Genomic DNA, 25445 nt, shown 5'->3' with positions numbered 1-25445 from the left:
CCCCGGTGGGGAAGTTCATCTACGATGGCACGCTGAAGGTCGACTTCGACGACCGTGCGCTTGCCCACCTCCAGGTGGTCATCATGTCGAAGCTCCGTCGCGGCGAGTCCTTCCGCTTCACGTGGAAGGACGACGCCGCGATCGGCGACGGCCGCACCAGCATCTGGCTGCACCCGCGGTGCACGCTCGTCTTCAAGTTCTACAGAGGTCAGCGCGCGCCGCTGAACCTCGCATGGGTGGACGCGCTCGCCTCCGTCGCGAACTCCCCGTCCGGTCTCTACATCGTCCCGGAACCCGCAGAGGCGGAACAGGAGAGCGTGGCATGGTGAAGCGCATCGACGTGCACTACGGGGGGACCCTGTACAGCATCGGCGAGGAGTCCTTCGAGACCTTCTCGGCACAGGTGGCTGCGGCGCTCGACGCGGGCCACGGATGGATCGTGGTGAACGACGGCGAGGGCGCTCCTCGTCCGGCTCACCTGCTCATCTCGCCCGGCGTCCCCATCGCTCTCATCCCGATCCCGGACGAGTCCGAGCCCGAGGCCGCCGCCGGGGGGCACCTCACTCCGTGACGTCGGGCCCGCTGTCCTCATCGAACATCCGCGCCGGCAGCTGAATCCCGCCCGAGGAATTGGCGGATGCCGCGAGCTCCTCGATCCATTCGCGGTTCAGCGTCGGCGGTTCCGCGTGGTCGAAGACGAACCTGAGCGGGATCGCGGGATGCAACCAGATCGTCGTCCGCCCTCGCGGGGAATCGTCCGGATGCTGCCACGACACGGTGAAGCTCTCCGAACGGCGGAGCTTGGTCGCGACCACCACCTTGAGGTGAGCGAGTGCGCGGTCCTCGATGCGGATGGGCATCGCCGAGCCGCCGTAGTAGATCAGGCCCATGGGGACACCATAATGGGGAGACGTCGTTTCGATACCGAGATGACACGACGAGGGGGCTGCCGTGGGCAAGTTCATCTATGAGGACTCCATCAAGGTGGACTTCGAGGACCGCACGCTGGCGCACCTGCAGCAGGTGATCGGCAACAAACTCCGTCGTGGCGAGTCCTTCCACTTCACGTGGCGCGACGACAAAAGCATCGGCGAGGGACGGACCTCCGTGTGGCTTCACCCGCACGCATCCCTGGTCTTCAAGTACTACGGAAGCCGACAGTCGCGCATCAACCGCGCGTGGTCGGAGGCCCTCATGTACGCGGCGAACTCGCCGGCGGGTCTGCACCTGGTTCCGGAGCCTGCCGATGCGGGCGAGGGCGACCCCAGCGCCTGACGCGAGGGTCCCCGCGTCGCCTCCCGTAACGAAACATGCCGCCCCGTCGACGCCGTGGGGGGGGAACGGCGGAGGGGCGGCACGAGTTCGTGTGCTCGGAGAACGGTCAGACCAACAGCGGAGGGGTCCCGAAGCGCTCGGTGAAATCGGCGGCGAGGGCGTCCTCGTAGGCGTCGGCCTCGTCGCTGAGATCGGGGTGGCTCACGCGGCGACCACCGGCCGACGCGCCTCGGTGCGTGCGGCACCGATCTCGGGGATGTCCAGATCTGCGTCGAGGACGAGGCCCCCGTTCGACGTGGCCTGGTCGGCCATCTCCCGCAGGGTGGCGGGGTTCAGCGCGACAGCAGCCGACTGGTCGTAGACGAAGCGCAGCGGGATCGCCGGCTGGAACCACAGGGTCGTGCGGCCCTCGCCGTTGTCGCCGGTTCCCTTCCAGGAGACGACGAAGCTCTCGCTCCGGCGCAGCTTGGTCGTCGCGATCGCGGCGAGGTGGGCGAGGATGCGGTCGGGCATGACGATGGGGGATTCGACGTTCCCGTAGTAGAGGCTTCCCATGACGTTCTCCTGGTTGGTTCGGGGTGCTGTGGTCAGTGGTGTGCGGGCTGCGCCGTCGTGCGGTGCGCTCGCGGGCGTGAAAGAGAGGTGATGAGGGGAACCCACCAGCCCGTGCGCTGCTCGGGGATGAGAGCGACACCGATCGAGGCGAAGGGCGCCGGGATGGGGTGTGCGGGTGAGGGTGTCATCTGTCCGTTCCTGAATTACTAGCTAAACAATAGATCTAGTGTATTTCACAACTCATGTCTATCATTGATTTCGAGAAGGACAATAACTGTCACAGATTCAGACATGTAAGGTGGTGAAGTCGATGGAGGTGCTCGACTCGTACGGCTCCGTGGACGTCAGCGAGAAGATCGCGACGTGGCACGAGGTCGAGGCGGGCTTCTGGGTCGGCAACACCGACGGGCGGTTCCTCGGAACCGTCGAGCAGAGCCCCGCAGGCTGGATCACCCGAGATCACGCCGGAGGGTTCGTCGGGAAGTATCCGGATGCGGCTGAGGCTCGGGCGGCGATCGGATGATGTTCGACACCCGTCACGAGCCGAGGAGTTGACATGCCTCAGTCCATCGTTCGACATGAGCACACGCACCTGTATGCATCGCAGCCCCACACCGAGGCCGGACGCCTACTCAGTAGCGCCATCCTCGAGCTCCGCCATGCCGAGCAGGTCCAAGCGGACCGCTCGCAGCGGATCTCCGGACTCGGCGGGATCGACCTCGCCGCTCTTCGCTACCTCGTCCAGGCGCGACGGGAAGAGCGGGAGATCAGTCCCAAGGACCTGATCGTCATGCTCGGTACCTCCAGTGCGACCGTCACGAACGTGATCGAGCGCCTAGTGGGCAAAGGGTATGTGACGCGCGAGCAGCACCCCACGGACCGACGTGCCCACTACCTGATGCCGTCGGAGTCGGCCAACGACCTCGTCGACGAGGTCTACGGTGCGCACCATGCGGCCGTGGTGTCGGTCATCGACAGCCTGGATGAAGGCGAAGCGAAGACCACCGCCGAGACGATCCGCCGGATCGCTGCCGCACTGGACGACCTCGCGCGACGTTCCTGATCCCGCGCGAGCCGCTCCCTCAGAGAGCGGTGTCAGGACCCAACCGGTGCCAGGTCCGGTTGTGATAGACGAGCGGTGCCTCGGAGTCGCGGGTGATGTTCGCCTGCACGGCGTGCGCGGCGATGACGGTCGAGCCCCCGGCATCCATCCGGTCGATGACGGCGCACCGGACCCACGCGCGAACCCCGTGATACACGGGCTCACCGGTGACCAGGCGTGACCAGGGCAGCTCCGCGAAGCGGTCGATCCCACTCGTCGCCCCCACCTCGGCGACCCGCAGGTCGTCGGCGTCCAGCAGGTGGACGACGATGGTCTCGGCGGCGGCCAGGACGGGAGCGGCCGACGACTGCGCCGACACCGAGAAGATCAGCAGCGGCGGGTCTGCGCTGACGGACGACACCGAGGTCGCCGTGAGCGCGACCGGTCCGTTCCCCGCATCAGCCGTGATGACGGCGACGCCGCCGGGATGCCCGCGGAAGACGGCTTTGAACTCCTCGGGCGAGAGCGACTCCGTGAATCCGGAGGCGGCCCGGTCGTTCGATGCGGCGTGAGCGGGAGACGTCATACAACGAACCTACGTTCGCGCGGGCGGGACGAGGGTCGTGTGTCCGAAGCTTTCGTTCTGTTGCGTCAGATGACGCCCGCCGCGGATGCCGGGCGTCCGCTACTCTGGTCGGGTGCTGACCCTTCGCTGTTGTCGTCTCTGACCGCCGGTTCCCCGGCGACATCCGCGACCCCACACAGCGACCGCACCTCTGCGAGTGCGGCATCCCGTCAGGAAGAACACGTGCGTTACGCCACCTCCATCGCCGATCTGGTCGGCAACACCCCGCTCGTCCGCTTGAACAAGGTCACCGAAGGCATCGAAGCCACGGTCCTCGCCAAGGTCGAGTACTTCAATCCGGGCAGCTCCGCCAAGGACCGCATCGCGCGGAACATCATCGACGCGGCGGAGCGCGACGGCCACCTCAAGCCCGGCGCCACGATCGTCGAGCCGACCAGTGGCAACACCGGGGTCGGCCTCGCCCTCATCGCCCAGCAGCGCGGGTACCGGATGATCTTCGTCGTCCCCGACAAGTTCGCGGGTGAGAAGGTTGCGGTCCTCAAGGCCTACGGCGCCGAGGTCGTCATGACCGCGACGAGCGTGCCGCCCGAGCACCCCGACTCTTACTACAGCGTGTCGGATCGGCTCGCGGCATCCATCCCCGGCGCGTTCAAGCCGAACCAGTTCGCCAACCTCAACGGACCGCGCGGACACTACGAGACGACCGGGCCCGAGATCTGGCGCGATACCGACGGAACCGTCACCCACTTCGTCGCGGGTGTCGGCACGGGCGGGACGATCAGCGGCACCGGGCGGTTCCTCAAAGAGGCGTCGTCGGGACGTGTCACCGTCGTGGGCGCCGATCCGGAGGGATCGATCTACTCCGGCGGCGACATCCACGGCTATCTCGTCGAAGGCGTCGGCGAGGACTTCATGCCCGCGACCTTCGACCCGACCGTCGTCGACGGCTACGAGCGGGTGAGCGATGCCGAGGCGTTCGCGATGACGCGTCGGCTGGCCCGCGAAGAAGGGCTCATGGTCGGCGGTTCGTCGGGCATGGCGGTGGTGGCGGCCCTCCGCGTCGCCCGCGACCTGCCCGCAGACGCCGTCCTGGTCGTGCTCCTGCCCGACCACGGCCGCGGCTACCTCAGCAAGATCTACGACGACGACTGGATGACCGCCCACGGCTTCTCCGTCACCACCGATTCCGAGACCACCGGGAGCCTCGCATGAGTGCACAGTCCTCCGCTCGCGGCTTCGCGAGCCTCGCCGTCCACGCCGGTCAGGAGCCCGACGAGGCGACCGGCGCCGTCATCCCTCCCGTCCACTTCTCGACCACCTACGCCCAGGACGGCATAGGCGGGCTCCGCGGCGGGTACGAGTACGGCCGCAGCGGCAACCCGACCCGCACCGCGCTGCAGACGCAGCTCGCCGCGATCGAGGGCGGCGCGCACGCGCTGTCGTTCGCATCGGGCCTCGCGGCCGAGGACGCGCTGCTCCGCGCGGTGCTGCGTCCGGGCGACGAGGTACTCCTCGGCAACGACGTGTACGGCGGGACCTTCCGCCTCATCTCCCGCGTGCTCGGCGACTGGGGCGTGACCCTTCGCGTCGTCGACATGAGCGACCTCGACGCCGTCCGCGCCGCCGTCGCCGAGAAGGCGCCCCGCATCCTCTGGGTCGAGACGCCGTCCAACCCGCTGCTGCGCATCACCGACATCGCCGGCCTCGCCGAGGTCGGACACTCCGTCGATGCGCTGGTCGTCGTCGACAACACCTTCGCGACGCCCGCACTGCAGCGCCCCCTCTCGCACGGCGCCGATGTCGTCGTGCACTCGACCACCAAGTACCTCGGCGGGCACTCCGACGTCGTCGGCGGTGCGCTCGTCATGAACGACGATGAGCTGGCCGAGAAGGTCGGCTTCATCCAGTTCGCCGTCGGCGCCGTGTCGGGCCCGCTCGACGCGTGGCTCACCACGCGCGGGATCAAGACGCTCGCGGTGCGCATGCAGCGGCACAGTGAGAACGGCATGGCCGTGGCATCCTTCCTCGACGGACACGACCGCGTCGCCCGGGTCTACTACCCGGGACTCGGGTCGCACCCGGGGCACGAGCTCGCGGCGCGGCAGATGTCCGGCTTCGGCGGCATCGTGTCGCTCGCCCTCGAATCGGGCGAGGCGGCGCGGCGCTTCGCCGAGTCGCTGCGGTTGTTCACGCTGGCCGAGTCGCTCGGCGGCGTCGAGTCGCTCGTGAACTACCCCGACGCGATGACGCACGCCTCGGTGCGCGGCACCGAGGCGGCCGTGCCGGTCGAGGTCGTCCGGCTGTCGGTCGGCATCGAGGACATCGACGACCTGCTCGCCGACATCCAGCAGGCGCTCGACGCCTGACGCCGGCGGCGCTGCGCATGCCGAGTGCAGGGAGAACGGTGCGATCGGGCCCCATCCGGCATCCGATGCGCTGCTGAACCTGCATCCGGGCCGCGGCGCGGGCGATAGCGTGGCCGGATGACACACGCACGTTGGGCCATCCTCGGTGCCGGAGCGATCAGCGGCGACTTCGCCCACGCGCTCCCGGACTCGGAGCTCGGACGCCTCCACGCGGTCGGCGCGCGCGACGTGTCGCGTGCGGAGGAGTTCGCCGCGGCCCACGGCGCAGCCGTCGTCGGCACGTACGACGAGATCCTCGACCGCGACGACATCGACGCGGTGTACATCGGCACGGTCCACACGACGCACACCGAGCTCGTCCACCGCGCCCTCGCCGCGGGCAAGGCCGTCCTCTGCGAGAAGCCGCTCGGCGTCTCGCCGGCCGAGACGGATGCCGCGGTCCGCGCCGCGCGCGAGGCGGGACTCCCGCTCGTCGAGGCCTTCAAGTACCGCTTCGGTCCCTTCGCCGACCGCCTGCGGGAGATCGTCGGCGGCGGCGCGCTGGGCGACCTCGTCGAGATCGAGTCGTCGCTCGGCTTCGCCGCCGGCTCGCACACCGGCAGGCTGTTCGACCCCGCGACGGCGGGCGGCGCGATCCTCGACGTCGGCTGCTACCCGCTGTCGCTCGTCGTCGGTGTCGCGGCCTGGGCCGGCCACGACCTGTCGGGGCTGGCCGTGCAGGCGGCGGCGGGCACGATCGGCGAGACCGGCGTCGATGTGAGCGCGGCGGCATCCATCGATCTGGGCGGTGCGTCGGCGAACATCCGCACCGCGATCGTGCACGACCTGCCTCGGCTGACGCGCATCGTCGGGCGGGATGCGACGCTCGAGATCCCGAACGTGTGGGGGAGTCGCACCGACAGCACCGAGGCGGCGACCCTCATCCGCACCGACGGCACGCGCGAGGAGATCGAGGTGCCGACGGTGCAGCCGATGGCGGCCGAGGCGGATGCCACGATCCGTGCGCTCCGCGACGGGCGCACCGAGGCGCCCGAGGTGCCGTGGGACGAGACCCGCACCATCGCGCGGCTCCTGGCCGAGTGGCGCGCCGCCATCGGCTGAGCCTTACCGCCGCCACCAGCGACGGCGCGGCTTCGCGGGAGCTTCGGGAGGGGCGGATGCCGCGGCCCGCGCCGCGCGCCGTTCCCGCCAGGCCGCGACCTCGGCGTCGGGGTCGCGGGTCGGGGTGACGACGGGCGGTCCGCCCTGCAGCTGCCTGCGCGCCTCGACGACGCGGCGCGAGAAGTCGGCGGTGTACTCGCGGACGTCCTCCTCGCGGTGGAAGGCGTCGACGCGGTCTTCGAACTCGGCGTGCTCGATCCGCAGTCGCAGAGCGGGCGGGCCGAGGCCGGAGAGCTGCTCGGTGCGGATCTTCCGCTTGATCCACCAGTCCGGATCGTGCGAGCCGCCCAGGCCTTCGAGGGGCTTGCCGGCGCCAGGGAGGTCGTCGAAGTCGCCACGCCGGATGGCCTGCTGGATCGCGGTCTCGACGTACATCGCGCGCTCCGTGCCGGTGGGCGTCCCGGAGTGACGCTCCGGTTCGGCGGGCGGTTCCTCGCCGTTCTCCTGCGCCGCCTTTTCGACGCGATAGCGCGCCGCAGTGAGGCGGGGGTCGTCGTTCGCGGCTCGGTCGTCGGCCATTCCTCCAGCGTAAGACGGGTGGGCGTTGTGTGGATGTTGCCCGGTATGCATATACTCAGAAAACACATACCCGGTATGCAGCGAGGAGTCCGGATGTCGGTACGACAGAGCCTGCTGGCGATCCTGGATCAGGGTCCCTGCTACGGCTATCAGCTGCGCGCGGAGTTCGACCGCCGCACCGGGTCGACCTGGCCCCTCAACGTGGGTCAGATCTACAACACGCTCGACAGGCTCGAGCGCGACGGGCTCGTCGAGAAGGGCGACGTCGACGAGCAGGGTCACGTCTACTGGCAGATCACGGATGCCGGATCCGCCGAGGTGCAGGCCTGGCTCGACGCTCCCGTCGAGCGCACGCAGGGGACGCGCGACGAGCTGGCCATCAAGCTCGCCGTCGCCGCGACCCTGCCGGGCGTCGACCTCGGCGCCGTCATCCAGCGACAGCGTTCCGCGTCGCTGCGCCAGCTCCAGGAGCTCAACCGTGCGAAGTACGCCGGTTCGAACCCGGACGGTCCCGAAGAACTTGCGTGGTCTCTCGTCGTGGATTCGATGATCTTCGCGGCAGAGGCCGAGACCCGATGGCTCGATCACACCGAGCAGCGCCTCGCGCGGCATCCGCACCGCACGATGGGGCTCGAGCTGTCCACAGAGACTCCCAAACGGGGGAGGCCCGCCAAATCCGAGGCGAGCGACACCGAGGCGGTCGTCGGATGAGCGCCGCCGTCCTGCAGCTGGTGGGGGTCACGCAGCAGTACGGCGAGGGCGAGACGAGCGTCTCAGCACTGTCGGGCGTCGATCTGACGGTCGACAAGGGTGAGCTCGTCGCGATCATGGGAGCGTCCGGTTCGGGCAAATCCACGCTCCTGTCGATCGCGGGCGGGTTGCAGAAGCCCACCAGCGGCGAAGTCGTCGTCGAGGGGACCTACCTCTCGACGGCGACACGTCGCGATCTCGCGCAGCTCCGGCGGCGCTCCCTGGGGTTCGTCTTCCAGGACTTCAATCTCATCCCGACCCTCACGGCCGTCGAGAACGTGACGCTGCCACTCGAGCTCGACGGCTTCCGGGCCCGGGTGGCGCGCCGTGCGGGTCGGGATGCACTCGCCTCGGTCGGACTCGAGGACAAGCTCGACTCCTACCCCGACGACCTCTCAGGAGGTCAGCAGCAGCGCGTCGCGATCGCCCGTGCCGTCGTCGGCGGGCGCCGGCTGATCCTCGCCGACGAACCGACGGGCGCGCTCGACTCGGTGACCGGTGAAGCGGTGATGAAGATGATTCGCCACCGCGTCGACCAGGGGGCCGCCGGCATCCTCGTCACGCATGAGCCGCGCCACGCGGCGTGGGCCGACCGCATCGTGTTCCTCCGTGACGGCCGCATCATCGACGAGACCCAGCGTCACGGCGCCGACGCGCTGTTGTCGGACGCGCGATGACGACCTTGCGGGACCGGCCCCGCGCGGATGCCGGGGCGCGGCGTCGCGCCGAGCGGCCGAAGCCCTCGCGCACGGCGCGGATGCGGGTCGCCGTGCGTATCGCGCGGCGCCAGGTGCGCCGCGCGTGGGTGTCGTCGCTGCTGATCATGTCGCTCATCGCCCTGCCGATCGCCGGGATGGCGGGGGTGGCAGTGTTCGTGAACAGTTCGATGTCGACGGCCGCCGAGCGTGTGTCGGTCGACCTCGGTCGGATGGAGGCGTGGGTCGCGCCCCTCGGCGCTGCGGATGCCGGGTTCTGGCAGGTCCCGACCGACCCGTACTCGTCCGGATACGGCAGCGGGTGGCCGACCGGGGAGGAACAGATCACCGACGTCGAGCCGCCCTCGTCGCTGCCCGCCGGCACGGAGATCGTCAAAGTCTCGGAAGGGCGCGAACGCGTCACGACGGTCACGGGGCTCGCCGCCGTGCCCGCATGGGCGGGCGACATCGGCGACCCTCGGTTCGCCGGGCGCTTCGAGGTGACCTCCGGCAGGGCGCCGACGACGGCGGACGAGGTCATGGTCACCCCCGCGACACTCGAGCGGGTCGGGGTGTCGCTGGGCGGTCGACTCGAACTCGTCGACTCGGCGACGTCGTTCACCATCGTCGGAACGTTCGACGACGCGACGCGCCCCGACGCCGACAGTGCGGTGGCGTTCGCCGACGCCGACCGTTACGACGAAGCGAAGTGGTATCTCCCCGAGACCCCGATCTCGTGGTCGCAGATCCAGGCGCTCAACACGGACGGTCTGGGCGTCTACTCGCGCGAGGTCGTGCTCGATCCGCCGAGCTTCACCTATCCCGACGGCAGCGAGCCGTGGACCGCTGAGACCAGCGAGACGCAAGGGCTCCTCGCGCTCGCCAGTGCGCTCGCTGCGGGCGGCCTCGCGGCGGGATACATGGTCGTGATGCTGGCGGGCGCGGCATTCGCGGTGAGCGCGCGGCGTCAGCAGCGTGCGCTTGCGATCGCCGCGAGCGTCGGGGCGGAGCCGCGTGATCTGCGCAGCGTCGTCCTGCTCCAAGGCACGGTCCTCGGGCTGGTCGGCGGGCTCGTCGGCATGTTCGCCGGCATCGGACTCGCCGCCGTGGTCATGCGGATCGCCGACAACGGTTCCGCCACGCAGTTCTGGGGGTTCCATGTTCCCTGGGTCCTGCTGGTCGGCATCCTCGTCTTCGCGATGCTGGTCGGCACCGCGTCCGCCTTCGTCCCGGCGCGCTCGGTGGGCCGGTCCGACACGATCAGCGCGCTCCGCGGAGCGCGGCGCCCGCAGCGGGTGGGCGCGTCTCGTCCCCTCTGGGGTTCGCTCCTCATCCTCATCGGCGCGGCCGTCACAGTGCTCTGCGGCCTGGCTGCCGCAGCGGTCGCTACCGACATCAGTCTGGCCTGGGACTCGCCGTTGCGCTGGCTGCCCACGATCGGGATCATCGCAGGCCCCGTGCTCGCGCAGGTCGGCATCCTCATCTCGGGCCGGTGGCTGCTCTGGCTCGCCTCGCGTCTGCTGTCGCGTCTCGGGATCGCGGCGCGCCTCGCCGCGAGGGACGCGGTGGCCAACGGCGCGCGGACCGTGCCGGCCTTCGCGGCGATCGGTGCGACGGTCTTCGTCGGGGTCTTCGCCGTCGGCCTTGGAATGATGGCGGCGGGTCAATCGGAGCGGACCTACTCCTACACCGCCCCGCTCGGGACGGCCTACGCCGACATCTCCTCCTCGACCGAAACGCCGCTCACCCCGGATGAGGTGGCGTCCGCAACCGACGAGATCGAGAGCGCGCTCCGCACATCGGGTGCGACCGAGACCGCCCTGGTCCAACGACAGACGGCGGTGTGGGCGGAGAACGAGAACGACATCCCCGCGGACGCCGAGCGAGCCGTTGCCGTCACGCCGAACTCTTTCCTCATCGGGCAGAACGACCTGCAGGGCGGCTGGACTCGCTTCGGCGACCCGAGCAACAACCTTCAGATCATCGCCCCGGATGACCTCCCGATCGTGATGGGGATCAGTCTGTCCGCATCCGATCGGGCGGCGTACCTCGACGGCGCCGCTCTCGTCGCCGACGAACGGCTCATCGTCGACGGTGCGATTGAGGTCGCATCCTGGTCGGAGCGGGCCTGGCAGTCCGGTCGCGCCCCGGACAATGCTTATGTACCGGCCTCGGGGCAGGACCTGGACGAGCCGTCGTGGCGACGGCAGGTCCCCGCGATCGGCGTCGACGCACGTGAGCAGGGAGTCGCCGTCGCGATCGCGCCGGCCACCGCCGGGGAGTTGGGGCTGCGCGTCGCCGTCTCCGGCGTCTACGCCGCGTTCCCCGGTGACGTCGACGTCGCGACCAGCGACCGACTCAACGCGCTCTCGGAGTCGATGAGCACTGAGACGTACAGCGTCTGGATCTATCGCGAGACCGGTCCCGCCGACCCGTCCATCTGGCTCGTCCCCCTCCTAGCCGCCGTCGCCGTCCTCGTCCTCGGCGCGAGCGCCGTCGCCCTCGGTCTCGCCCGTTTCGAGAGGCGGCCCGACGACGCGACGCTCGCCGCGGTCGGCGGCACGCCCGGCCTCCGGCGCCGCATCGGACTCTGGCAGGGTCTCGTGATCGCGGGGTTCGGGACCTTCGCGGGCGCCACGGCCGGCATCCTGCCGCCCACCGGCTTCTGGCTGCAGTCGCAGACGTCTCATGAGCCGATGAGCCTCGCCGACATTCCGTGGTGGCTGCTCGCCGTGCTCGCTGTGGCTCTGCCGGTCGGCATCGCCGCCGTCAACTGGCTCGTCCCACCGCGGGAGCCCGAGCTCACGCGACGCAACGTCATCGCCTGAGCCGGGGCGACCCGCTCAGCGCATCGTGTTCAGGATGCCGACGAGGTCCTCGAACGTCGTGCGGGGGTTCAGGATCGCGAAACGGGCGTTGGTGCGGCCGGCGTGGCTCGACGGCGTGACGAAGGCGTGCTGGTCGTCGAGCAGACGGTTCGACCAGGCGGTGTAGTCGTCCTTGGTCCACCCGCGCCGCTCGAAGACGACGACGCTCAGCTGCGGATGCCGCACGAGCTCGAACTCGTCGCGCGACTCGATCTCGGCGGCGATCCGTTCGGCGAGGGTGATCGACGACGTGATCGCCTCGCGATAGACCTCGGCTCCGTAGGTCGCGAGCGAGAACCACAGCGGCAGGCCGCGTGCTCGGCGCGTGAGGTGCGCGGCGAAGTCCGACGGGCTCCAGTCGCTCGTCTCGGTGAGGGTGTCGAGGTACTCGGCGTGCTGCGTGTGCGCGCGACGGCCGAGTTCGGGGTCGCGGTAGAGCAGGGCGCACGCGTCGAACGGTGCGAACAGCCACTTGTGCGGGTCGACGATGAGCGAGTCCGCATGCTCGAGCCCGGCGAAGTAGTGCCGCGCCTCGGGCGACAGCGCTGCCGCGAGTCCGTAGGCGCCGTCGACGTGCAGCCACACACCGAACTCCCGGGTCGCCTCGGCGACCGACGCGATGTCGTCGACGATCCCGAAGTTCGTCGACCCGGCGGTCGCGACCACGGCGAACACGCTGTCGCCGTGCTCCTCGAGCGCCGCGCGCACCGCATCTCCGCGCAGCACACCCCCGGCATCCGGAGCGACGGGGACGACCTCGACATCCATGACGCGGGCCGCCGACGCGATCGAGGAGTGCGCCTCGGCCGAGCAGACCACGCGCCAGCGGTCGGGACGGATGCCGCGTTCCCGGGCGGTCTCCCGTGCGGCCACGAGGGCCGACAGGTTGCCGAGCGTCCCGCCCTGCACGAACACACCGCCGGCGGTCGCGGGCAAGCCGAACTCGTTCGCGAGCCAGCGGAGCACCTCGTTCTCGGCGTGGACGGCGCCCGCGCCTTCGAGCCAGGACCCGCCGTAGAGCGCGCTCGCCGAGACGACGAGGTCGAACGCCGCGGCTGCCTTCGACGGCGCACTGGGGATGAACGACAGGTACCGCGGGTCGTCGGTCGTGATGCAGGCCGGCGCCAGGACGTGCTCGAAGACGCCCAGCGCCTTGCGCGCGCCGATGCCCTGCTCGCTGATCGTCACACCGGCGAGGCGGGCGAGTTCGGCCGGGGGCAGCGGCTTGTCGAGCGGGTTGTCGTCGGTGAGGAGCCGCTGCCGCGAATAGTCGAGGACGAGGTCGACGATCTGACGGGTCTCGTCGGTCACATCGTGCATGCGTGCGGGCTGGGTCATCGGGTCTCCGAGGTGGTGCGGGGGAGCGCGGGTGTGCGCGGCGGCGGCGTCCGGCGGGTACCCAGACGTTCGAAGGCTACGCCGAGGCGGAGCAGGGTGGAATCGTCGTAGGCGCGCCCGGCGAAGGTGAGGCCCACCGGCATCCGGATATCGGTCATCGTGCCCATCGGGACGGTGACGGTGGGGATGCCGAGGTGTCGGATCGCGAGGTTGCCGTTGGCGATCCACACACCGTTGCGCCACCCGAGGTCGGCCGAGGCGGCATTCACGTCCATGTCGGCGGGGCCGACGTCGGCGACGGCGGGGAAGACGACGGCGTCGAGGCCGGAGGTATCCATCCACTCCTCCAGGTCGGTGCGGCGGACATCTTCGAGTGCGCGGAGGCCGTCAGCCAGCTCGGGCATGTCGTCGAGCGTCGCGCCCGGGTGCGATCGCACCCAGTCGGGGTACTCGCCGATGTCGTCGTCGAAGCCGGCGTAGCGGTCGGAGAGGGCGCCGGGCGGATGCGGGAAGATCGTCGCACCGTCGACGTCTGCGAGTGACGAGAGTGCGGGATCGCCGTTCGCGTCGAGGAAGTCCTCCCACGCCCACGCCGACAGGTCGACGATCTCGCGGCCCAGGTATCCCGCCGGGAGGCGGTCCTCGATCGTCCTGGCGCCCACGCGGTCGCCCTCGTAGTCGCTCACGACGGGGAAGTCGACCTCGACGACGGTCGCTCCCGCAGCCTCGAGGTCGGCACGGGCCGCGCGCCACAGCTCGAGCACCGACTCCCGCGTCTCGATGCGCTGACCGGTCGGACCGCCGATCGTCGTGCCCGTCCCGGCATCCGGGTCCTCACCGATGTACATGCGCGGGATGCCGAGGCGCACCCCGTCGAGCGAGGCGCCCTGCGCGAGCGCCGGGTACGACGGGGGCCGCACGGTCGACGCGGTGGGGAGCTCGACCCAGGGCTGAACGCGCCAGAAGTCGCCGCGCGTCTCGGGATCGTCGGCGACGACGACGTCGAGCACCTCGAGCAGGTCGGCCATCGTGCGCGTGTGCGGCACGACGACGTCCATCGTCGGGACGAGCGGCCAATTGCCGCGCACCGAGATGACCCCGCGGGACGGGGTGTAGGCGCAGAGCGCGTTGTTCGAGGCGGGACCGCGGCCCGACGACCAGGTCTCTTCACCGAGGCCGAACGCGGCGAAGCTCGCGGCCGTCGCGGTGCCCGAGCCGTTCGACGAGCCGCTCGCGAACGGAGCGGTGAGCCAATTCGCGTTGTAGGGGCTCTCGGCACGGCCGTAGACCCCACGCTGCATGCCGCCGTTCGCCATCGGGGGCATGTTCGTGAGGCCGAGGCAGATCGCCCCGCCGGCGCGGAGCCGTTCGATCGTGAACGCGTCGCGCTGGGCGACGAGCTCCGCGAACGCGGGGGAGCCTGCCGCAGCAGTGAGGCCCCGCACGAGGTAGCTGTCCTTCGCCGTGTACGGGATGCCGTCGAGCGGACCGAGCGTGTCGCCGCGGGCCCGACGGGCATCGGATGCCGCGGCCTCGGCGCGCGCGTCGGGGTTGTGCACCACGACGGCGTTCAGCGCCGTCTCGGTGTCAGGCCCGTCGTACCCCGCGATGCGGGCGAGGTAGGCGTCGACGAGCTCGACCGCGGTCGTCTCGCCGGATTCCAGCGTCGCGCGGAGCTCGGCGATCGTCGCTTCGACGACGTCGATCATCGGGTTACCTTCGGCTGCTGCTGCGTGATGCAGTGGATGCCGCCGCCGCGGGCGAACAGGCCACGGGCATCGACCGTGACGACCCTGCGGCCCGGGTACGCCATCGCGAGGATCTCCCTCGCCTCGGCATCCGCCCGCTCCTCGCCGAACCCGCACGCGATGACGCCGCCGTTCACGACGAGGTGGTTGACGTAGCTCCAGTCGACGGGGCCGTGCGCGTCGGTGAGGGTCTCGGGTGCGGGGAGCGACACGATCTCGAAGCGGCGACCGGCGGCATCCGTCTGCGCCTCCAGTTCTCGGCGCAGCGTTGCGGTGACGGCGTGATCGGGGTGCGCGGGATCGCGCTGATCGTGGAGCAGGATGCGGCCCGGCGAGGGGATCGTCGCGACGATGTCGACGTGCCCGTTGGTGCCGAGGTCGTCGTAGTCGCGGGTGAGCCCCTGAGTCAACCACACGGCGTGGGTCGCGCCGAGGGTGCGTGCCATCTCGGCTTCGATGCGCGCGCGGTCGGCAGTGGGGTTGCGTCGCGGGTCGAGCTGCACGGTCTGTGTGAGCAGGACGGTGCCCTCGCCGTCGACGTGGATGCCGCCACCCTCGTTGACGATGTCGGAGGGGATCAGCTCGGCACCGACCTCGCCGGCGATCAGTCGGGCGTGGGCCGCCGACTTCTGCCACTCGGCCCAGTCGGGGGCGCCCCACCCGTTGAAGATCCAGTCGACGGCGCCGAGGACGCCGGGCCGCTCGTCGTCGACGACGAAGGTAGGGCCGTGGTCCCGCATCCAGAACTCGTCGACGGGGGCCTCGACGATGGTCACGTCGCCCGGCAGCATGCGGCGCGCGCGGGCCGTCTCGGTCGGATCGACGACCATGGTCACCGGCTCGAAGCGCGCCACCGCGGCGGCGACGGCCGTCCAGGTCGCGTAGCCCTCTTCGCGCTCGGAATCGGTGTCGCCGAGGGTGAAGCCCTCACGGGGGAAGGCCATCCAGGTGCGCTCGTGCGCGGCGGTCTCGCTCGGCATGCGCCAGGCCATGGCGGGCTCCTCGATCCTCGGGTAACTTATTGATCAATTGATCAACAAGGGGAGGCTACCGAGTCGATGTCTCAGGCGTCAACTGCCCGGCGGGCCCGCAAGAGCCCCGCCGAGCGTCGCGAGGAGATCGCCCTCGCCGCTCGAGAGATCGCGCTCGCGGACGGTCTCGACGCCGTCACCCTGCGCGCGGTCGCCGCCCGGGTCGGCGTCGCGCCCGGGCTCGTCGCGCACCACGCCGACGGGATGGACGCGCTCGTGGCTGAGGCCTTCGGCGCGATCGTCTCCGAAGAGCTCGCCGCCGTCGTCGCCGCGATGCGGGTGACGGATGCCGCGACGACGCGCCTCGGCATCCTGCTCGACACCGTCTTCGGTGAGGAACCGAACGACGTCACCCTCGTGTGGGTGCAGGGGTGGGCGCTCGGCACGCGCAACGAGGAGCTCGCCGTGCGGGTGCGCGCCGAGATGGACGCGTGGCAGCGTGCGCTCGCCGCCGAGATCGACCGCGGCCGCGAGCGCGGCGAGTTCGGTGCGATCGACGCCGACGCGATCGCCTGGCACCTGCTCGCGATCATCGACGGCCTCGGCGCGCAGGGTCTCGTGCGCTGGCGCGCCGACCCCGCGCGCACCGACCTCACCCGCCGCGCGCTCGCCGCGCTGCTCGGCGTCGCGCCCGACGCATTGCGCGGCTGAGCCGTCGCCGAGGCGTCGCAGATGGTCGTCCCGCCGCCTTCACCGCGACCATCTGCGACCCCTCGACCGGCCGGTCACTCCTCGGGGCGGGAGACGTCGATGGTGACGAAGGTGGTTCCGGGTACGGGCCGGACCTCCCACGTCGCGCCGTCCAGCGCGCCGGGCGTGAGGCCGAACCGGTCCTCGATGCCGGCCTGATTCAGTCCGCGCAGGTCTGCCGCCTCGCCGCTGGGAGCAAGGAACTCCATGTCGCCACGGGTCTTCTTGCCGTACGCGTCGGGGTTGTCCTGCCCGATGGCGTCCTCGTACAGCTCCTCGACGACCTGCCCGGGGATCTTCTTCGGGGTGCCGAGCACGTCGTCCAGCACTTCGCGCGGGGTCTCTCGCACCGCTTTGCCGACCGAGGTCCCGAGGTCGTTGGCGACGTTGTAGTCGGGCGCAGCGTGGCGCCCGGTGCGGCCGAGCTGGTCGACTCCGCGACTGACATCCGTGAGCATGTCGTACTCCGCGGCGTGGGTGGCGACGGGTGCGTCGCGCCGGTGCTGCCCGGCGTCGGCGCTGTTGCGTCGGTCCGTGCCCCGGATGCGTGCGGCGTCCGCGCGGTGCTTGCCGCCGCGCTTGCGGAACGCGCCCCCGAACCCCTTCTTGAACTCGCGACCCGCGCCGTCGACGGCGTCGACGATCTCGCGCATGAGGCTCTTCATGGTCATGTCAGTCTCCCGAGATCTGCAGGTTGGCGAGGTCGGCGAGGAGCCGATCGGTGCGGTCCTCGATGTCGACGGCCTGCGCGTCCATCTCGTCGGCGGCTGCTTCCAGCGCCTCGAGGTCGGCTTCGAACTCGTCCACGTCGCCGATGGCACCCTCGACGACGGGGGCGTCCATGAGGGCCATGACGATCACCGGGACCTGCTCGGCGAGCGGCTCGACCGCTAGCGGCAGCACCTCGTTGATCACCTGCTCGATCGTCGCTTCCATCGCCATGGAGAGGAGCTTCTTGCGTGCGAGCAGCAGCAGCGCCGCGCCGCCGGCGCCGAGCGGGCCTGCGGCGAGCAACGGCACGAGCTGCATGAGGGTCAGGGTCACCTCGGCGATGACCTTGATCTTCATAGCGAGGACGATGCCACCCGCGATGTCGATCCCCGTCGCTGCGGGGCCGAGCACATCGAGGAGCTTCTGCATGTTGTCGGAGCGGTTTCGATTCCACCCCTCGACCTGTGCCGTGCCGGCGTTGCCCTGCAGCGCCGTGGCCAGGTCGCCGTTCACGCGGCTGTCGACGGCTTGGATGATCGACTCCATGTCGTCGCGGTACCCGCGCACGAGGTCGGCTGCCTTGTGGACCTCGTCCTCGTCGATGTCGGGCCACTCGAGCCCCATCTTGTCCATGATCCAGATCAACTCATTGGGCAACATCATCCCCACGGCGACCACCTCCGCCATCGACAGTAGTGACGGCACGCCTTCGGGCGCGATGGGGAGAACGCCCCATCGCGGTGGTCTCACCTGCGTCGGCTCGGCGGCGCCGCGGGGCGCCTCATAACAACTTTTCAGGATGCCGCTCGTCGCCCGGAATCCTGCGGGACGCGTGGGCTGGTCACCGCCCGGTCGGCGGCTGCCGCGGCATCCGATCCAATCCGATCTGCGGCCCTGACCGGACAACCGATCGTGCGAAAGCCGCACTGAAGGAAGGAAAACACACCATGCGTACCAACCTGAAGCGGACCATCGTCCTCGGCTCGACCGGCCTCGCGGCCGTCGCTCTCACCGCCGGATTCGCCCTCCCGGCGAACGCCGCGCAGAGCGAGGACACCACCACCACAACCACGGCGGCCGAGGGGTTCACCGACTTCCTCAACGCCAACAAGGCCCTCGAGAGCTCGATCGGCTCGCTGCTCGACGGCCCCCTCCTGGGCGACGTCTCTACGGGCGACCTGTCCGTCGGTGACATCGGCTCCGGCAACGACGCCCCCATCGGCTCGGGCAACGACGTGAGCGCTCCGCTCGGCTCGGGCAACGACACCAAGGTCGACGCGCCGCTCGGCTCGGGCAACGAGGTCGGCAACGGCAACGACGTGGGCTCGGGCAACACGACCGACGTCTCGCCCAAGACCGACGTCTCGCCCAAGGCCGACGTCGCCCCGAAGACCGATGTCTCCCCGAAGACGGACGTCTCGGGTGAGGTCGGCGACGTCACGAGCGATGTCTCCTCGAAGACCGGCGACCTCGTCAAGGACATCACCGGTGACGTCGACAGCACGGTCGGCGACGTCTCCTCGAGCGTGAACGACCTCGTCGACGGCGTTCTGGGCAACTGATCGCCTGCGCGCGGTAGATCCGCACTCCCACGCACATGCCGGGGCCCCGTCCGACGGGGCTCCGGCATCGTCGTGTCCGGCGTCGTAGGGTCGGGGCATGACGCGTGCGCGACTGATCAGCCCTGCAGAGCTCGACGACATGATCCGGGATGCCGCTGCGCTCACGGTCCTCGACGTCCGGTGGCGTCTCGACCGCCCCGACGGACGGGACGACTACGAGGCGGGTCATATCCCGACGGCGGTGTACGTGAGTCTCGACGACGAACTCGCCGCCCATGGCGCGCCAGAGGACGGCCGGCATCCGCTGCCCGAGATCGCCGACCTGCAGACGGCCGCGCGGCGCTGGGGCGTCGACCGCGGTGACACCGTCGTCGTCTACGACGACTGGCAGACGTTCGGCGCGGCGCGTGCCTGGTGGGTGTTGACGGATGCCGGTGTGCCCGACGTCCGCGTCCTCGACGGCGGCCTGCAGGCCTGGCGCGACGCCGGGCTTGCGCTCGAGTCAGGGACGGTCCACGCCGCCCGCGGAGACGTCGCGCTCACCCCGCGGCACCTCACCCGCCTCGACATCGACGAGGCCGCGGAGCTGCCGACCAGCGGCATCCTGTTCGACGTCCGTGCGCCCGAGCGCTACCGGGGCGACGTCGAACCGATCGACCCGCGCGCCGGTCACATCCCGGGCGCCGTGAACGCGCCCACCGGCGGGAACGTCGACGAGCACGGCCGGTTCCGTTCGCCGGAGGAACTCCGCGCACGCTACGAGGCGCTCGGCGTCACGGGCGACACGACCGTCGGCGTCAGCTGCGGCTCGGGGGTGTCGGCCGCGCAGGCGGCGTTCGCGCTCAGCCTCGCCGGCATCGACGCCGCGCTGTACGGCGGGTCGTGGAGCCAGTGGTCGAACCACCCCGACCGCCCCGTCGCGACCGGCGATCAGCCCTGACCGAGCACCGACGCTGCCGCGCGCTCGCCTGACACGAGGGCTCCTGCGATCGACGGCGTCTCGCGGTGATCGCCCGCGACGACCACCCGCTCCGACAGTCTCACCGGGGATGCATGCCGCATCGGCGGCGCGAACGCGGGCAGCGCGTGCGGGATGTCGTCGCGCCGCAGCAGCTCCCACGTCGCCGCCTCGCCGCCCCACATCCGCGCGAGCTGCGCGCGCACGCTCGTCTCGTCGGCGGCATCCCGCAACAGGCAGCTCGCGGCGACGAGGTGCCTCCCCGCGGGCGCGTACCCGGGAGCGGTGCGTGACATCACGACGCTGTTCACGATCGGACCCGCGCGCTCGCCGTCGACCGCGAGCAGAGCGGATGCCGGTGCCCCCGCCCCCGTCCCGAACCACCACGTCTGCAGACCCCGCATCGGCGGCGCCGGCTCGCCCGTCAGCCGCGACAGGTGCTCACCGCCGACCGCGACGATCACCTCGCGCGCCGTCACAGGCTCCGCGCCGCCGAGGTCGACCCGGTCGCCGTTCACCGTCACGCCGTCGACCGGGTGCGACAGTCGGATCTCCGCGCCGGCCGCGCGCGCGAGCTCGGCGAGCCGCCGCGGCAGCGCGGCGACGCCCGCCGCCGGAACGCCCGGCCGCCCGAGCGCGAACAACCGCGCGATCAGCGTCGCGTAGGCCGCCGAGGTCGCGGCGCCGTCGTCGGCGAGCACTCCGGTCAGGAACGGCTCGAGCACCGACCGCCGCAGCGGCCCCGTGAGGCCGACGCGGTCCCACGCCTCGTGCAGCGTCTGATCCGGGCCGTGGGCGACGGATGCCGGTCGCACGAGCCCCGGCAGCAGCCACCGCACGGCGCCCACGACGTCCGACGGCGTCACGAGGCCCGACAGCGCGCCCGCGATCGTGGCGGGCAGCATCCCGGGGTGGCGCACGGGGTGAGCGAGGACGTCCGACCGGGCGCCGCGCACCACGCGGACGCCGACGGGGAACGGCCGCAGATCGAGGTCGGCGGGGTCGACCGCGCGGGCCAGCGCGTCGTAACGGGGATTGATCACCTGGAACCCGCGGTCGAGCAGGAATCCGTCGACGCGGTCGGTCCGCTGTCGGCCGCCCACCTCGTCCTGCGCCTCGAGCACCACGACGTCCCGCCCGGCGCGGGCGAGCAGGGTGGCGGCGCGGAGCCCCGCGAGACCCGCGCCGACGACCGCCACATCATGGACCGCGCTCATGCCCACAGCCTGGCACGGCGCGCGGGCGCGGCATCCGTAGTTGAATCGGAGGATGCGAGCTGCTTACATGTACGGCCCCGGTGACGTCCGCGTGGTCGACGCACCCGAGCCCCGGATCGAACAGCCCACCGACGCCGTGCTCCGCACCGTCGTGGCGTGCGTGTGCGGCAGCGACCTGCACCCGTACCACTCCATGCAGCCGAACGACGCGGGCCGCTCGATGGGGCACGAGATGATCGGCGTGGTCGAAGAGGTCGGCGCCGACGTCCGCACCGTCTCGCCGGGTGACGTCGTCATCGTGCCGTTCGTCTTCTCGTGCGGCGAGTGCGAGTTCTGCCGAGCGGGCCTGCAGACCTCGTGCGTGAACGCGGGCACCACGAAGCCCACGGGAGCCGGCGGCGCGCAGGCCGAACGCCGCCGCGCCCCCTTCGCCGACGGCACGCTGTACCGCGTTGACGTCGCCGAGGACGACGAGCGGATGCCGGGGCTCCTCACGCTGAGCGACGTGTACGGCACGGGCTGGCACGCCGCGGTCACCGGTGGTGTGGAACCCGGCAAGGACGTGGTGGTGATCGGCGACGGTGCCGTGGGCCTGCTCGCCGTCCTGTCTGCTCGGCAGCTCGGCGCGGAGCGCATCATCCTCATGGGCCGTCACGAGGCGCGCACCGACCTCGGCCGCCGTTACGGCGCGACCGACCTCGTCGCCGAGCGCGGCGACGAGGGGGTCGCGGCCGTCCGCGGGCTCACGGGCGGGCTCGGCGCGCACGTCGTCATCGACGCCGTCGGCCACCTCCCCGCCTACGAGCAGGCGCTCGGCGCGGTGCGCGCGGGCGGCACGATGTCGCGCGTCGGCGCCCCGCAGTACACCGAGGCGCCGCTGCAGCGCGTGCAGTTCGAGAAGAACGTCACCGTCACCGGCGGCGTCGCGCCGGTCCGTGCCTACATCGACGAACTCCTGCCGGGCGTGCTGGACGGTACGGTCGATCCCGGGGCCGTCTTCGATCGCGAGCTGAGCCTCGGCGAGGCCGCCGACGGCTATCGCCTGATGGATGACCGCGCCGCCCTGAAAGTGATGCTCCGCCCGTGACCACCGCCACCCCGCCCCTCTCCGGCACCCAGCACACGATCCGTTCCGGCGCCTACGAGGCGGTCATCGCCTCGACAGGCGCCTCGCTCCGTGTGCTCCGCCACGGCGACCGCGACCTCATCGTGTCGTTCGACGCCGACGAGGTGCGCCCCGATTACCGCGGCACGACCCTCGCCCCGTGGCCGAACCGCATCGTCGACGGCACCTACACGTTCGACGGTCAGGAGATCGTCGCCGCCCTCACCGAGCCCGAGCGTTCGCACGCCCTGCACGGTCTGGCCTCGTGGGTGGACTTCGCCGAGGTCGCGAGCACCGAGAGCAGCGTCACCCTGGCGACGACGATCGTGCCGCAGTCGGGGTACCCGTGGCGGGTGCGGGTCGAGACGACCTACGCGCTCGCCGCGGACGGCCTCACCCAGACGGTGCGCGCCCGCAACCTCAGCGCGACGCCGGCCCCGTTCGGCACCGGCCCGCACCCGTACCTGAAGGCCGGCCCCGCGCCGCTCGACGAATGGACGCTCGCGCTGCCCGCGGCATCCGTCCTCGAAGTCACGCCCGACCGGCTCAGCCCCGTCGCCCTTCACCCCGTCACCGACCACGACCCCGACCGGTTCGACCGTCGTGCGCCGCGGCCCCTCGGCGACGTGCAGTTGGACCACGCGTTCACCGACCTCGAGACGGATGCCGCCGGAACCGCCGTCCTGCGCCTGACCGATCCGTCGGGCGTCGGCGTCGAGGTCACGTGGGGTGCGGAGTGCCCGTGGGTGCAGGTCTACACCGGCGACAAGCCCGACGGCGCCGCGAACCCCGCGCACCGTAACGGCGTCGCCGTCGAGCCGATGACCTGCGCGCCCGACGCGTTCAACGCGGCCGCGTACGATTACGACGCGGGACTGCTGGTGCTCGAGCCGGGTGCCGAGTTCGCGGCATCCTGGCGCATCTCGGCCCTCTGAGGGGGAAGCCCTTCGTAGGATGACGGCATGACGTCGATGTCCTCATCCCTGCCCCGGTCCACTCCGTCAGAGCAGGGAGTGGATGCCGCCGGTGTCGATCGTCTGATCGATGCGATCGGTCAGACCGACACCGAGATGCACAGCCTCATGGTGCTCCGCCACGGGCACGTCATCGCGGAGGGGTGGTGGGCGCCGTTCGCGCCCGATCTGAAGCACCTCGTCTACTCGCTGTCGAAGACGTTCACCTCGGCCGCGGCGGGCCTGGCGATCTCGGAGGGGCGCTTCGGGCTCGACGACGTGATGGTCGACCATTTCCCCGAACTCGTTCCCGACGACCTCGATGAGAAGTACCGTCGGTATCTCGTGCGGCACGCGCTCTCGATGTCGAGCGGTCACGAGAGCGAAGCCCTCGACCGCGCCGCGATGGCCTCGCGCGACGCGGGCGGCGATCTGCTCGGCGGCTTCTTCCGCGTCGCGCCGGATCGGGAGCCGGGCACGGTCTTCGCCTACAGTCAGCCGACGATCTACGGCGTCGGGCGGTTGGTCGCCAAGACGACCGGCGGCACGATCCTCGACTACCTGCGCCCGAGGCTGCTCGAGCCCCTCGGCATCGACGAGGCGCAGTGGATGATGATCGGCGACGTCGAGATGGGCTTCAGCGGCATCCACGTCTTCACCGAGTCGCTCGCCAAGACCGGTCAGCTCATGCTCGACAAGGGGCGTTGGCAGGGCGAGCAGATCCTCGACCCCGAGTGGGTCGCTGCGGCGACCTCGAAGCAGATGGACAACGACACCGCGCACCGCGGTCCCGGAGCCCCCGACCCGATCGACTGGCAGCAGGGCTACGGATTCCAGTACTGGATGAACCGGAACGGCTTCCGCGGTGACGGCGCGTACGGGCAGTTCATCATCGTCTGGCCCGAAGAGGACGCCGTCATCATCACGACGGCCGAGACCATCGACATGCAGACCCTCCTCAGCCTCATCACCGAGCACCTGCGTCCCGCGATGGCCGGTGCCGGCTCGAAGGACGCGGATGCCGCGCTCGCCGAGCGGCTGTCGTCGCTGGCCCTGCCGTTGCCGGATGACAGCGGCACGGGCTTCTCGGGAACGTTCGACGTGGACGCGGCCGTCTACCCTCCCGGACCCTTCACGAGCAACGGGCCGGTTCCCGGCGCTGAGCGCGTCGAGGTGACCGAGGCCGACGGCGGCTGGAGCATCCGATTCCTGGGCGAAGGGATCGACGTGACGCTGCCGATCGGGCGAGGCGACTGGGAGGCGGGGGAGTGGCCCGCGCCCGCCGCGGGACTCGACGCGGTGCCGTTCCGCTCCGTCGCCGGCGTCGGTGCCGACGGCACGTGGCACGCACGGCTGCGGATGATCCAGACCCCGCACACCCTTCACGTCGACATCGCGCCGAACGGCCCGGCGTCGCTCGCGTGGCGGTTCCCGCCGCTGCGCGGAGACGGGCCCGCAGGCCACGCGCTGCCGTCGCTCAGCTGACCGGCATCCGACACCCCCTGCTCGGTAGACTGGAGGCAAGGGGTGAGCGTTGACGGACAATGAGCGGGTCAGGACCCGGGACGTCGTCGCCGAGGGGCTCTACATCGCGTCCGCGGCGACACGTTTGGCGTTGAAGAACCGCATCCTGGTCGACATCCTCGTCGACGGCGACGACTTCGATTCCGATCGCTTCGTCGGCGATGCCCGCGACATCCTGATATCCCTCGCTGAAGAGGCCGAAGCGGATGCCGCCCGCACCGAGCGCGAGCGCAAGGCCGCCCGCAACCGCTACTCCGACTCGAGCGGCACGCACGACTACCGCAGTCGCGACGTCCGCAACCTGCGCCGCCGCCGCAAGCAGTCCCTGCACGTCGCGAAGGAGCTGCGCGTCCGCGCCGAAGATCAGGAAGAGCTGCGCAAGCTCATCGCCGATGCGCGCGATGCCGCCTGGGCCGAGGTGTCGAAGAACATCGACCGCTCGCTGAGGATCGCCGCGGCTCGTCCCGACCTGGACGCCGACTACGAGCGGATGCGGGTGGCCCGCATGCAGGCGCTGCGCCTGGTCGACCTGCCGAAGCTCCGCGCGCACCGTCGGAGCGTCGCGAAGCAGCAGGCGCTCCGCGACGGCGGCGTCGAACCCGAGCCGATCCTCGAGTCCGATCCCGCCGGGATCGACCCGGGAGAGCTGGAGTAGCGGCCCGATTTCGGATTGGGGCCCGACGTGACGTATGCTGTTCCTCGGCCCGGAAACAGGCCATGCGCCCGTAGCTCAATGGATAGAGCATCTGACTACGGATCAGAAGGTTAGGGGTTCGAGTCCCTTCGGGCGCA

At 70.8% G+C, this 25445-nt stretch carries 29 protein-coding genes and 1 tRNA gene; 19 read left to right on the top strand and 11 right to left on the bottom strand.

The features are described from left to right. Positions 1–5 precede the first annotated feature (5 nt). Both AC4NN1_RS09300 and AC4NN1_RS09295 read left to right on the top strand, forming a co-directional pair. Positions 6–329: a DUF7882 family protein gene (locus AC4NN1_RS09300; RefSeq protein ID WP_491955115.1), complete on the top strand. Its 324-nt coding sequence runs from the start codon at positions 6–8 to the stop codon at positions 327–329. Then, entirely contained in the window at positions 323–571 is a 249-nt protein-coding gene (locus AC4NN1_RS09295; protein WP_491955114.1) for a hypothetical protein, read from the top strand. Before AC4NN1_RS09300 ends, AC4NN1_RS09295 begins: the two co-directional genes overlap by 7 nt. Here AC4NN1_RS09295 and AC4NN1_RS09290 read toward each other — a convergent pair. Further along, a complete protein-coding gene (locus tag AC4NN1_RS09290; RefSeq protein ID WP_018185542.1) occupies positions 561–890 on the bottom strand; it encodes a DUF7882 family protein in 330 nt (109 codons plus the stop codon). The genes AC4NN1_RS09295 and AC4NN1_RS09290 overlap by 11 nt on opposite strands. 61 nt (positions 891–951) lie before the next feature. Here AC4NN1_RS09290 and AC4NN1_RS09285 point away from each other — a divergent pair, with 61 nt between their 5' ends. After that, the gene (locus tag AC4NN1_RS09285) at positions 952–1275 is read left to right on the top strand and encodes a DUF7882 family protein (RefSeq protein WP_018185541.1); all 324 of its coding nucleotides are present in this window, start codon (positions 952–954) and stop codon (positions 1273–1275) included. A gap of 201 nt (positions 1276–1476) precedes the next feature. On the opposite strand, the gene AC4NN1_RS09280 is transcribed toward AC4NN1_RS09285, so the two are convergent. Both AC4NN1_RS09280 and AC4NN1_RS09275 read right to left on the bottom strand, forming a co-directional pair. Beyond that, positions 1477–1830 carry a DUF7882 family protein gene (locus AC4NN1_RS09280; protein ID WP_018185539.1) on the bottom strand — a complete coding sequence of 118 codons (354 nt, stop codon included), beginning with the start codon at positions 1828–1830 and terminating at the stop codon, positions 1477–1479. A 32-nt stretch (positions 1831–1862) separates the two neighbouring features. Continuing rightward, entirely contained in the window at positions 1863–2018 is a 156-nt protein-coding gene (locus tag AC4NN1_RS09275) for a hypothetical protein (RefSeq protein ID WP_336125949.1), read from the bottom strand. A gap of 110 nt (positions 2019–2128) precedes the next feature. On the opposite strand from AC4NN1_RS09275, the gene AC4NN1_RS09270 reads away from it, so the two are divergent. Both AC4NN1_RS09270 and AC4NN1_RS09265 read left to right on the top strand, forming a co-directional pair. Beyond that, entirely contained in the window at positions 2129–2353 is a 225-nt protein-coding gene (locus AC4NN1_RS09270) for a ribonuclease H family protein (RefSeq protein WP_018185538.1), read from the top strand. A 33-nt stretch (positions 2354–2386) separates the two neighbouring features. Beyond that, entirely contained in the window at positions 2387–2893 is a 507-nt protein-coding gene (locus AC4NN1_RS09265; protein ID WP_018185537.1) for a MarR family winged helix-turn-helix transcriptional regulator, read from the top strand. A 19-nt stretch (positions 2894–2912) separates the two neighbouring features. Here the strand turns inward: AC4NN1_RS09265 and AC4NN1_RS09260 are convergent, their stop codons facing one another. Then, a complete protein-coding gene (locus AC4NN1_RS09260) occupies positions 2913–3458 on the bottom strand; it encodes a flavin reductase family protein (protein ID WP_018185536.1) in 546 nt (181 codons plus the stop codon). A 222-nt stretch (positions 3459–3680) separates the two neighbouring features. Here AC4NN1_RS09260 and AC4NN1_RS09255 point away from each other — a divergent pair, with 222 nt between their 5' ends. The 3 genes from AC4NN1_RS09255 (at position 3681) to AC4NN1_RS09245 (ending at position 6925) form a co-directional block, all read left to right on the top strand. Then, on the top strand, positions 3681–4670 hold the full coding sequence (locus tag AC4NN1_RS09255; RefSeq protein WP_116228105.1) for a pyridoxal-phosphate dependent enzyme: 990 nt from the start codon (positions 3681–3683) through the stop codon (positions 4668–4670). Further along, a complete protein-coding gene (locus AC4NN1_RS09250) occupies positions 4667–5824 on the top strand; it encodes a cystathionine gamma-synthase (RefSeq protein ID WP_018185534.1) in 1158 nt (385 codons plus the stop codon). The genes AC4NN1_RS09255 and AC4NN1_RS09250 overlap by 4 nt, the downstream gene beginning before the upstream one ends. Positions 5825–5941: 117 nt before the next feature. Beyond that, complete coding sequence (locus AC4NN1_RS09245; protein WP_018185533.1) at positions 5942–6925, top strand: Gfo/Idh/MocA family protein; 984 nt, start codon at positions 5942–5944, stop codon at positions 6923–6925. A gap of 3 nt (positions 6926–6928) precedes the next feature. Here AC4NN1_RS09245 and AC4NN1_RS09240 read toward each other — a convergent pair whose 3' ends face one another. Continuing rightward, the gene (locus AC4NN1_RS09240; protein ID WP_491955113.1) at positions 6929–7504 is read right to left on the bottom strand and encodes a DnaJ family domain-containing protein; all 576 of its coding nucleotides are present in this window, start codon (positions 7502–7504) and stop codon (positions 6929–6931) included. A gap of 93 nt (positions 7505–7597) precedes the next feature. Here AC4NN1_RS09240 and AC4NN1_RS09235 point away from each other — a divergent pair, with 93 nt between their 5' ends. The 3 genes from AC4NN1_RS09235 to AC4NN1_RS09225 are packed head-to-tail and all read left to right on the top strand — an operon-like array spanning position 7598 to position 11777. Further along, the gene (locus tag AC4NN1_RS09235) at positions 7598–8215 is read left to right on the top strand and encodes a PadR family transcriptional regulator (protein ID WP_018185531.1); all 618 of its coding nucleotides are present in this window, start codon (positions 7598–7600) and stop codon (positions 8213–8215) included. Beyond that, positions 8212–8931 (top strand): ABC transporter ATP-binding protein, encoded by a 720-nt coding sequence (locus AC4NN1_RS09230; RefSeq protein ID WP_018185530.1) that lies wholly within the window; start codon positions 8212–8214, stop codon positions 8929–8931. Before AC4NN1_RS09235 ends, AC4NN1_RS09230 begins: the two co-directional genes overlap by 4 nt. Then, positions 8928–11777 carry an FtsX-like permease family protein gene (locus AC4NN1_RS09225; protein ID WP_491955112.1) on the top strand — a complete coding sequence of 950 codons (2850 nt, stop codon included), beginning with the start codon at positions 8928–8930 and terminating at the stop codon, positions 11775–11777. The genes AC4NN1_RS09230 and AC4NN1_RS09225 overlap by 4 nt, the downstream gene beginning before the upstream one ends. Before the next feature lie 15 nt (positions 11778–11792). Here AC4NN1_RS09225 and AC4NN1_RS09220 read toward each other — a convergent pair whose 3' ends face one another. The 3 genes from AC4NN1_RS09220 to AC4NN1_RS09210 are packed head-to-tail and all read right to left on the bottom strand — an operon-like array spanning position 11793 to position 15894. Beyond that, positions 11793–13154: an aminotransferase class V-fold PLP-dependent enzyme gene (locus tag AC4NN1_RS09220; RefSeq protein WP_116228109.1), complete on the bottom strand. Its 1362-nt coding sequence runs from the start codon at positions 13152–13154 to the stop codon at positions 11793–11795. Further along, the gene (locus AC4NN1_RS09215; RefSeq protein WP_491955111.1) at positions 13151–14863 is read right to left on the bottom strand and encodes an amidase; all 1713 of its coding nucleotides are present in this window, start codon (positions 14861–14863) and stop codon (positions 13151–13153) included. The genes AC4NN1_RS09220 and AC4NN1_RS09215 overlap by 4 nt, the downstream gene beginning before the upstream one ends. Beyond that, positions 14860–15894, bottom strand: a complete 1035-nt coding sequence (locus AC4NN1_RS09210) for an agmatine deiminase family protein (RefSeq protein WP_491955110.1) — start codon at positions 15892–15894, stop codon at positions 14860–14862. The genes AC4NN1_RS09215 and AC4NN1_RS09210 overlap by 4 nt, the downstream gene beginning before the upstream one ends. Positions 15895–15960: 66 nt before the next feature. Here AC4NN1_RS09210 and AC4NN1_RS09205 point away from each other — a divergent pair, with 66 nt between their 5' ends. Further along, complete coding sequence (locus AC4NN1_RS09205; RefSeq protein WP_491955109.1) at positions 15961–16584, top strand: TetR/AcrR family transcriptional regulator; 624 nt, start codon at positions 15961–15963, stop codon at positions 16582–16584. A gap of 74 nt (positions 16585–16658) precedes the next feature. Here the strand turns inward: AC4NN1_RS09205 and AC4NN1_RS09200 are convergent, their stop codons facing one another. Together AC4NN1_RS09200 and AC4NN1_RS09195 are read right to left on the bottom strand one after the other, a co-directional pair. Further along, positions 16659–17294, bottom strand: a complete 636-nt coding sequence (locus tag AC4NN1_RS09200) for a hypothetical protein (protein ID WP_491955108.1) — start codon at positions 17292–17294, stop codon at positions 16659–16661. 1 nt (position 17295) lies between these two features. Next, positions 17296–17997 carry a WXG100-like domain-containing protein gene (locus AC4NN1_RS09195; protein WP_026302753.1) on the bottom strand — a complete coding sequence of 234 codons (702 nt, stop codon included), beginning with the start codon at positions 17995–17997 and terminating at the stop codon, positions 17296–17298. 284 nt (positions 17998–18281) lie between these two features. On the opposite strand from AC4NN1_RS09195, the gene AC4NN1_RS09190 reads away from it, so the two are divergent. After that, a complete protein-coding gene (locus AC4NN1_RS09190) occupies positions 18282–18896 on the top strand; it encodes a hypothetical protein (protein ID WP_336125971.1) in 615 nt (204 codons plus the stop codon). A gap of 97 nt (positions 18897–18993) precedes the next feature. After that, positions 18994–19836 carry a sulfurtransferase gene (locus AC4NN1_RS09185; RefSeq protein WP_491955107.1) on the top strand — a complete coding sequence of 281 codons (843 nt, stop codon included), beginning with the start codon at positions 18994–18996 and terminating at the stop codon, positions 19834–19836. Here AC4NN1_RS09185 and AC4NN1_RS09180 read toward each other — a convergent pair. Next, on the bottom strand, positions 19827–21071 hold the full coding sequence (locus AC4NN1_RS09180) for an NAD(P)/FAD-dependent oxidoreductase (protein ID WP_491955106.1): 1245 nt from the start codon (positions 21069–21071) through the stop codon (positions 19827–19829). The two genes, AC4NN1_RS09185 and AC4NN1_RS09180, sit on opposite strands and share 10 nt — an antisense overlap. 52 nt (positions 21072–21123) lie before the next feature. Between AC4NN1_RS09180 and AC4NN1_RS09175 the strand changes: the two genes are divergently transcribed. The 5 genes from AC4NN1_RS09175 to AC4NN1_RS09155 all read left to right on the top strand — a co-directional run bounded on the left by AC4NN1_RS09175 (position 21124) and on the right by AC4NN1_RS09155 (position 25445). After that, positions 21124–22158 (top strand): zinc-binding dehydrogenase, encoded by a 1035-nt coding sequence (locus AC4NN1_RS09175; RefSeq protein WP_491955105.1) that lies wholly within the window; start codon positions 21124–21126, stop codon positions 22156–22158. After that, the gene (locus AC4NN1_RS09170) at positions 22155–23111 is read left to right on the top strand and encodes an aldose 1-epimerase family protein (protein ID WP_491955104.1); all 957 of its coding nucleotides are present in this window, start codon (positions 22155–22157) and stop codon (positions 23109–23111) included. Before AC4NN1_RS09175 ends, AC4NN1_RS09170 begins: the two co-directional genes overlap by 4 nt. Positions 23112–23138: 27 nt before the next feature. Then, positions 23139–24614 (top strand): serine hydrolase domain-containing protein, encoded by a 1476-nt coding sequence (locus tag AC4NN1_RS09165; RefSeq protein ID WP_491955103.1) that lies wholly within the window; start codon positions 23139–23141, stop codon positions 24612–24614. 49 nt (positions 24615–24663) lie between these two features. Next, complete coding sequence (locus AC4NN1_RS09160) at positions 24664–25308, top strand: asparagine synthase (RefSeq protein ID WP_116228122.1); 645 nt, start codon at positions 24664–24666, stop codon at positions 25306–25308. 64 nt (positions 25309–25372) lie between these two features. Continuing rightward, positions 25373–25445 (top strand) — tRNA-Arg (locus AC4NN1_RS09155).

Source organism: Microbacterium sp. MDV22-iso44, from assembly GCF_058629135.1.
Note: the sequence above shows the minus strand (reverse complement) of the source record. Positions and strands in the feature narration are given on the sequence as shown.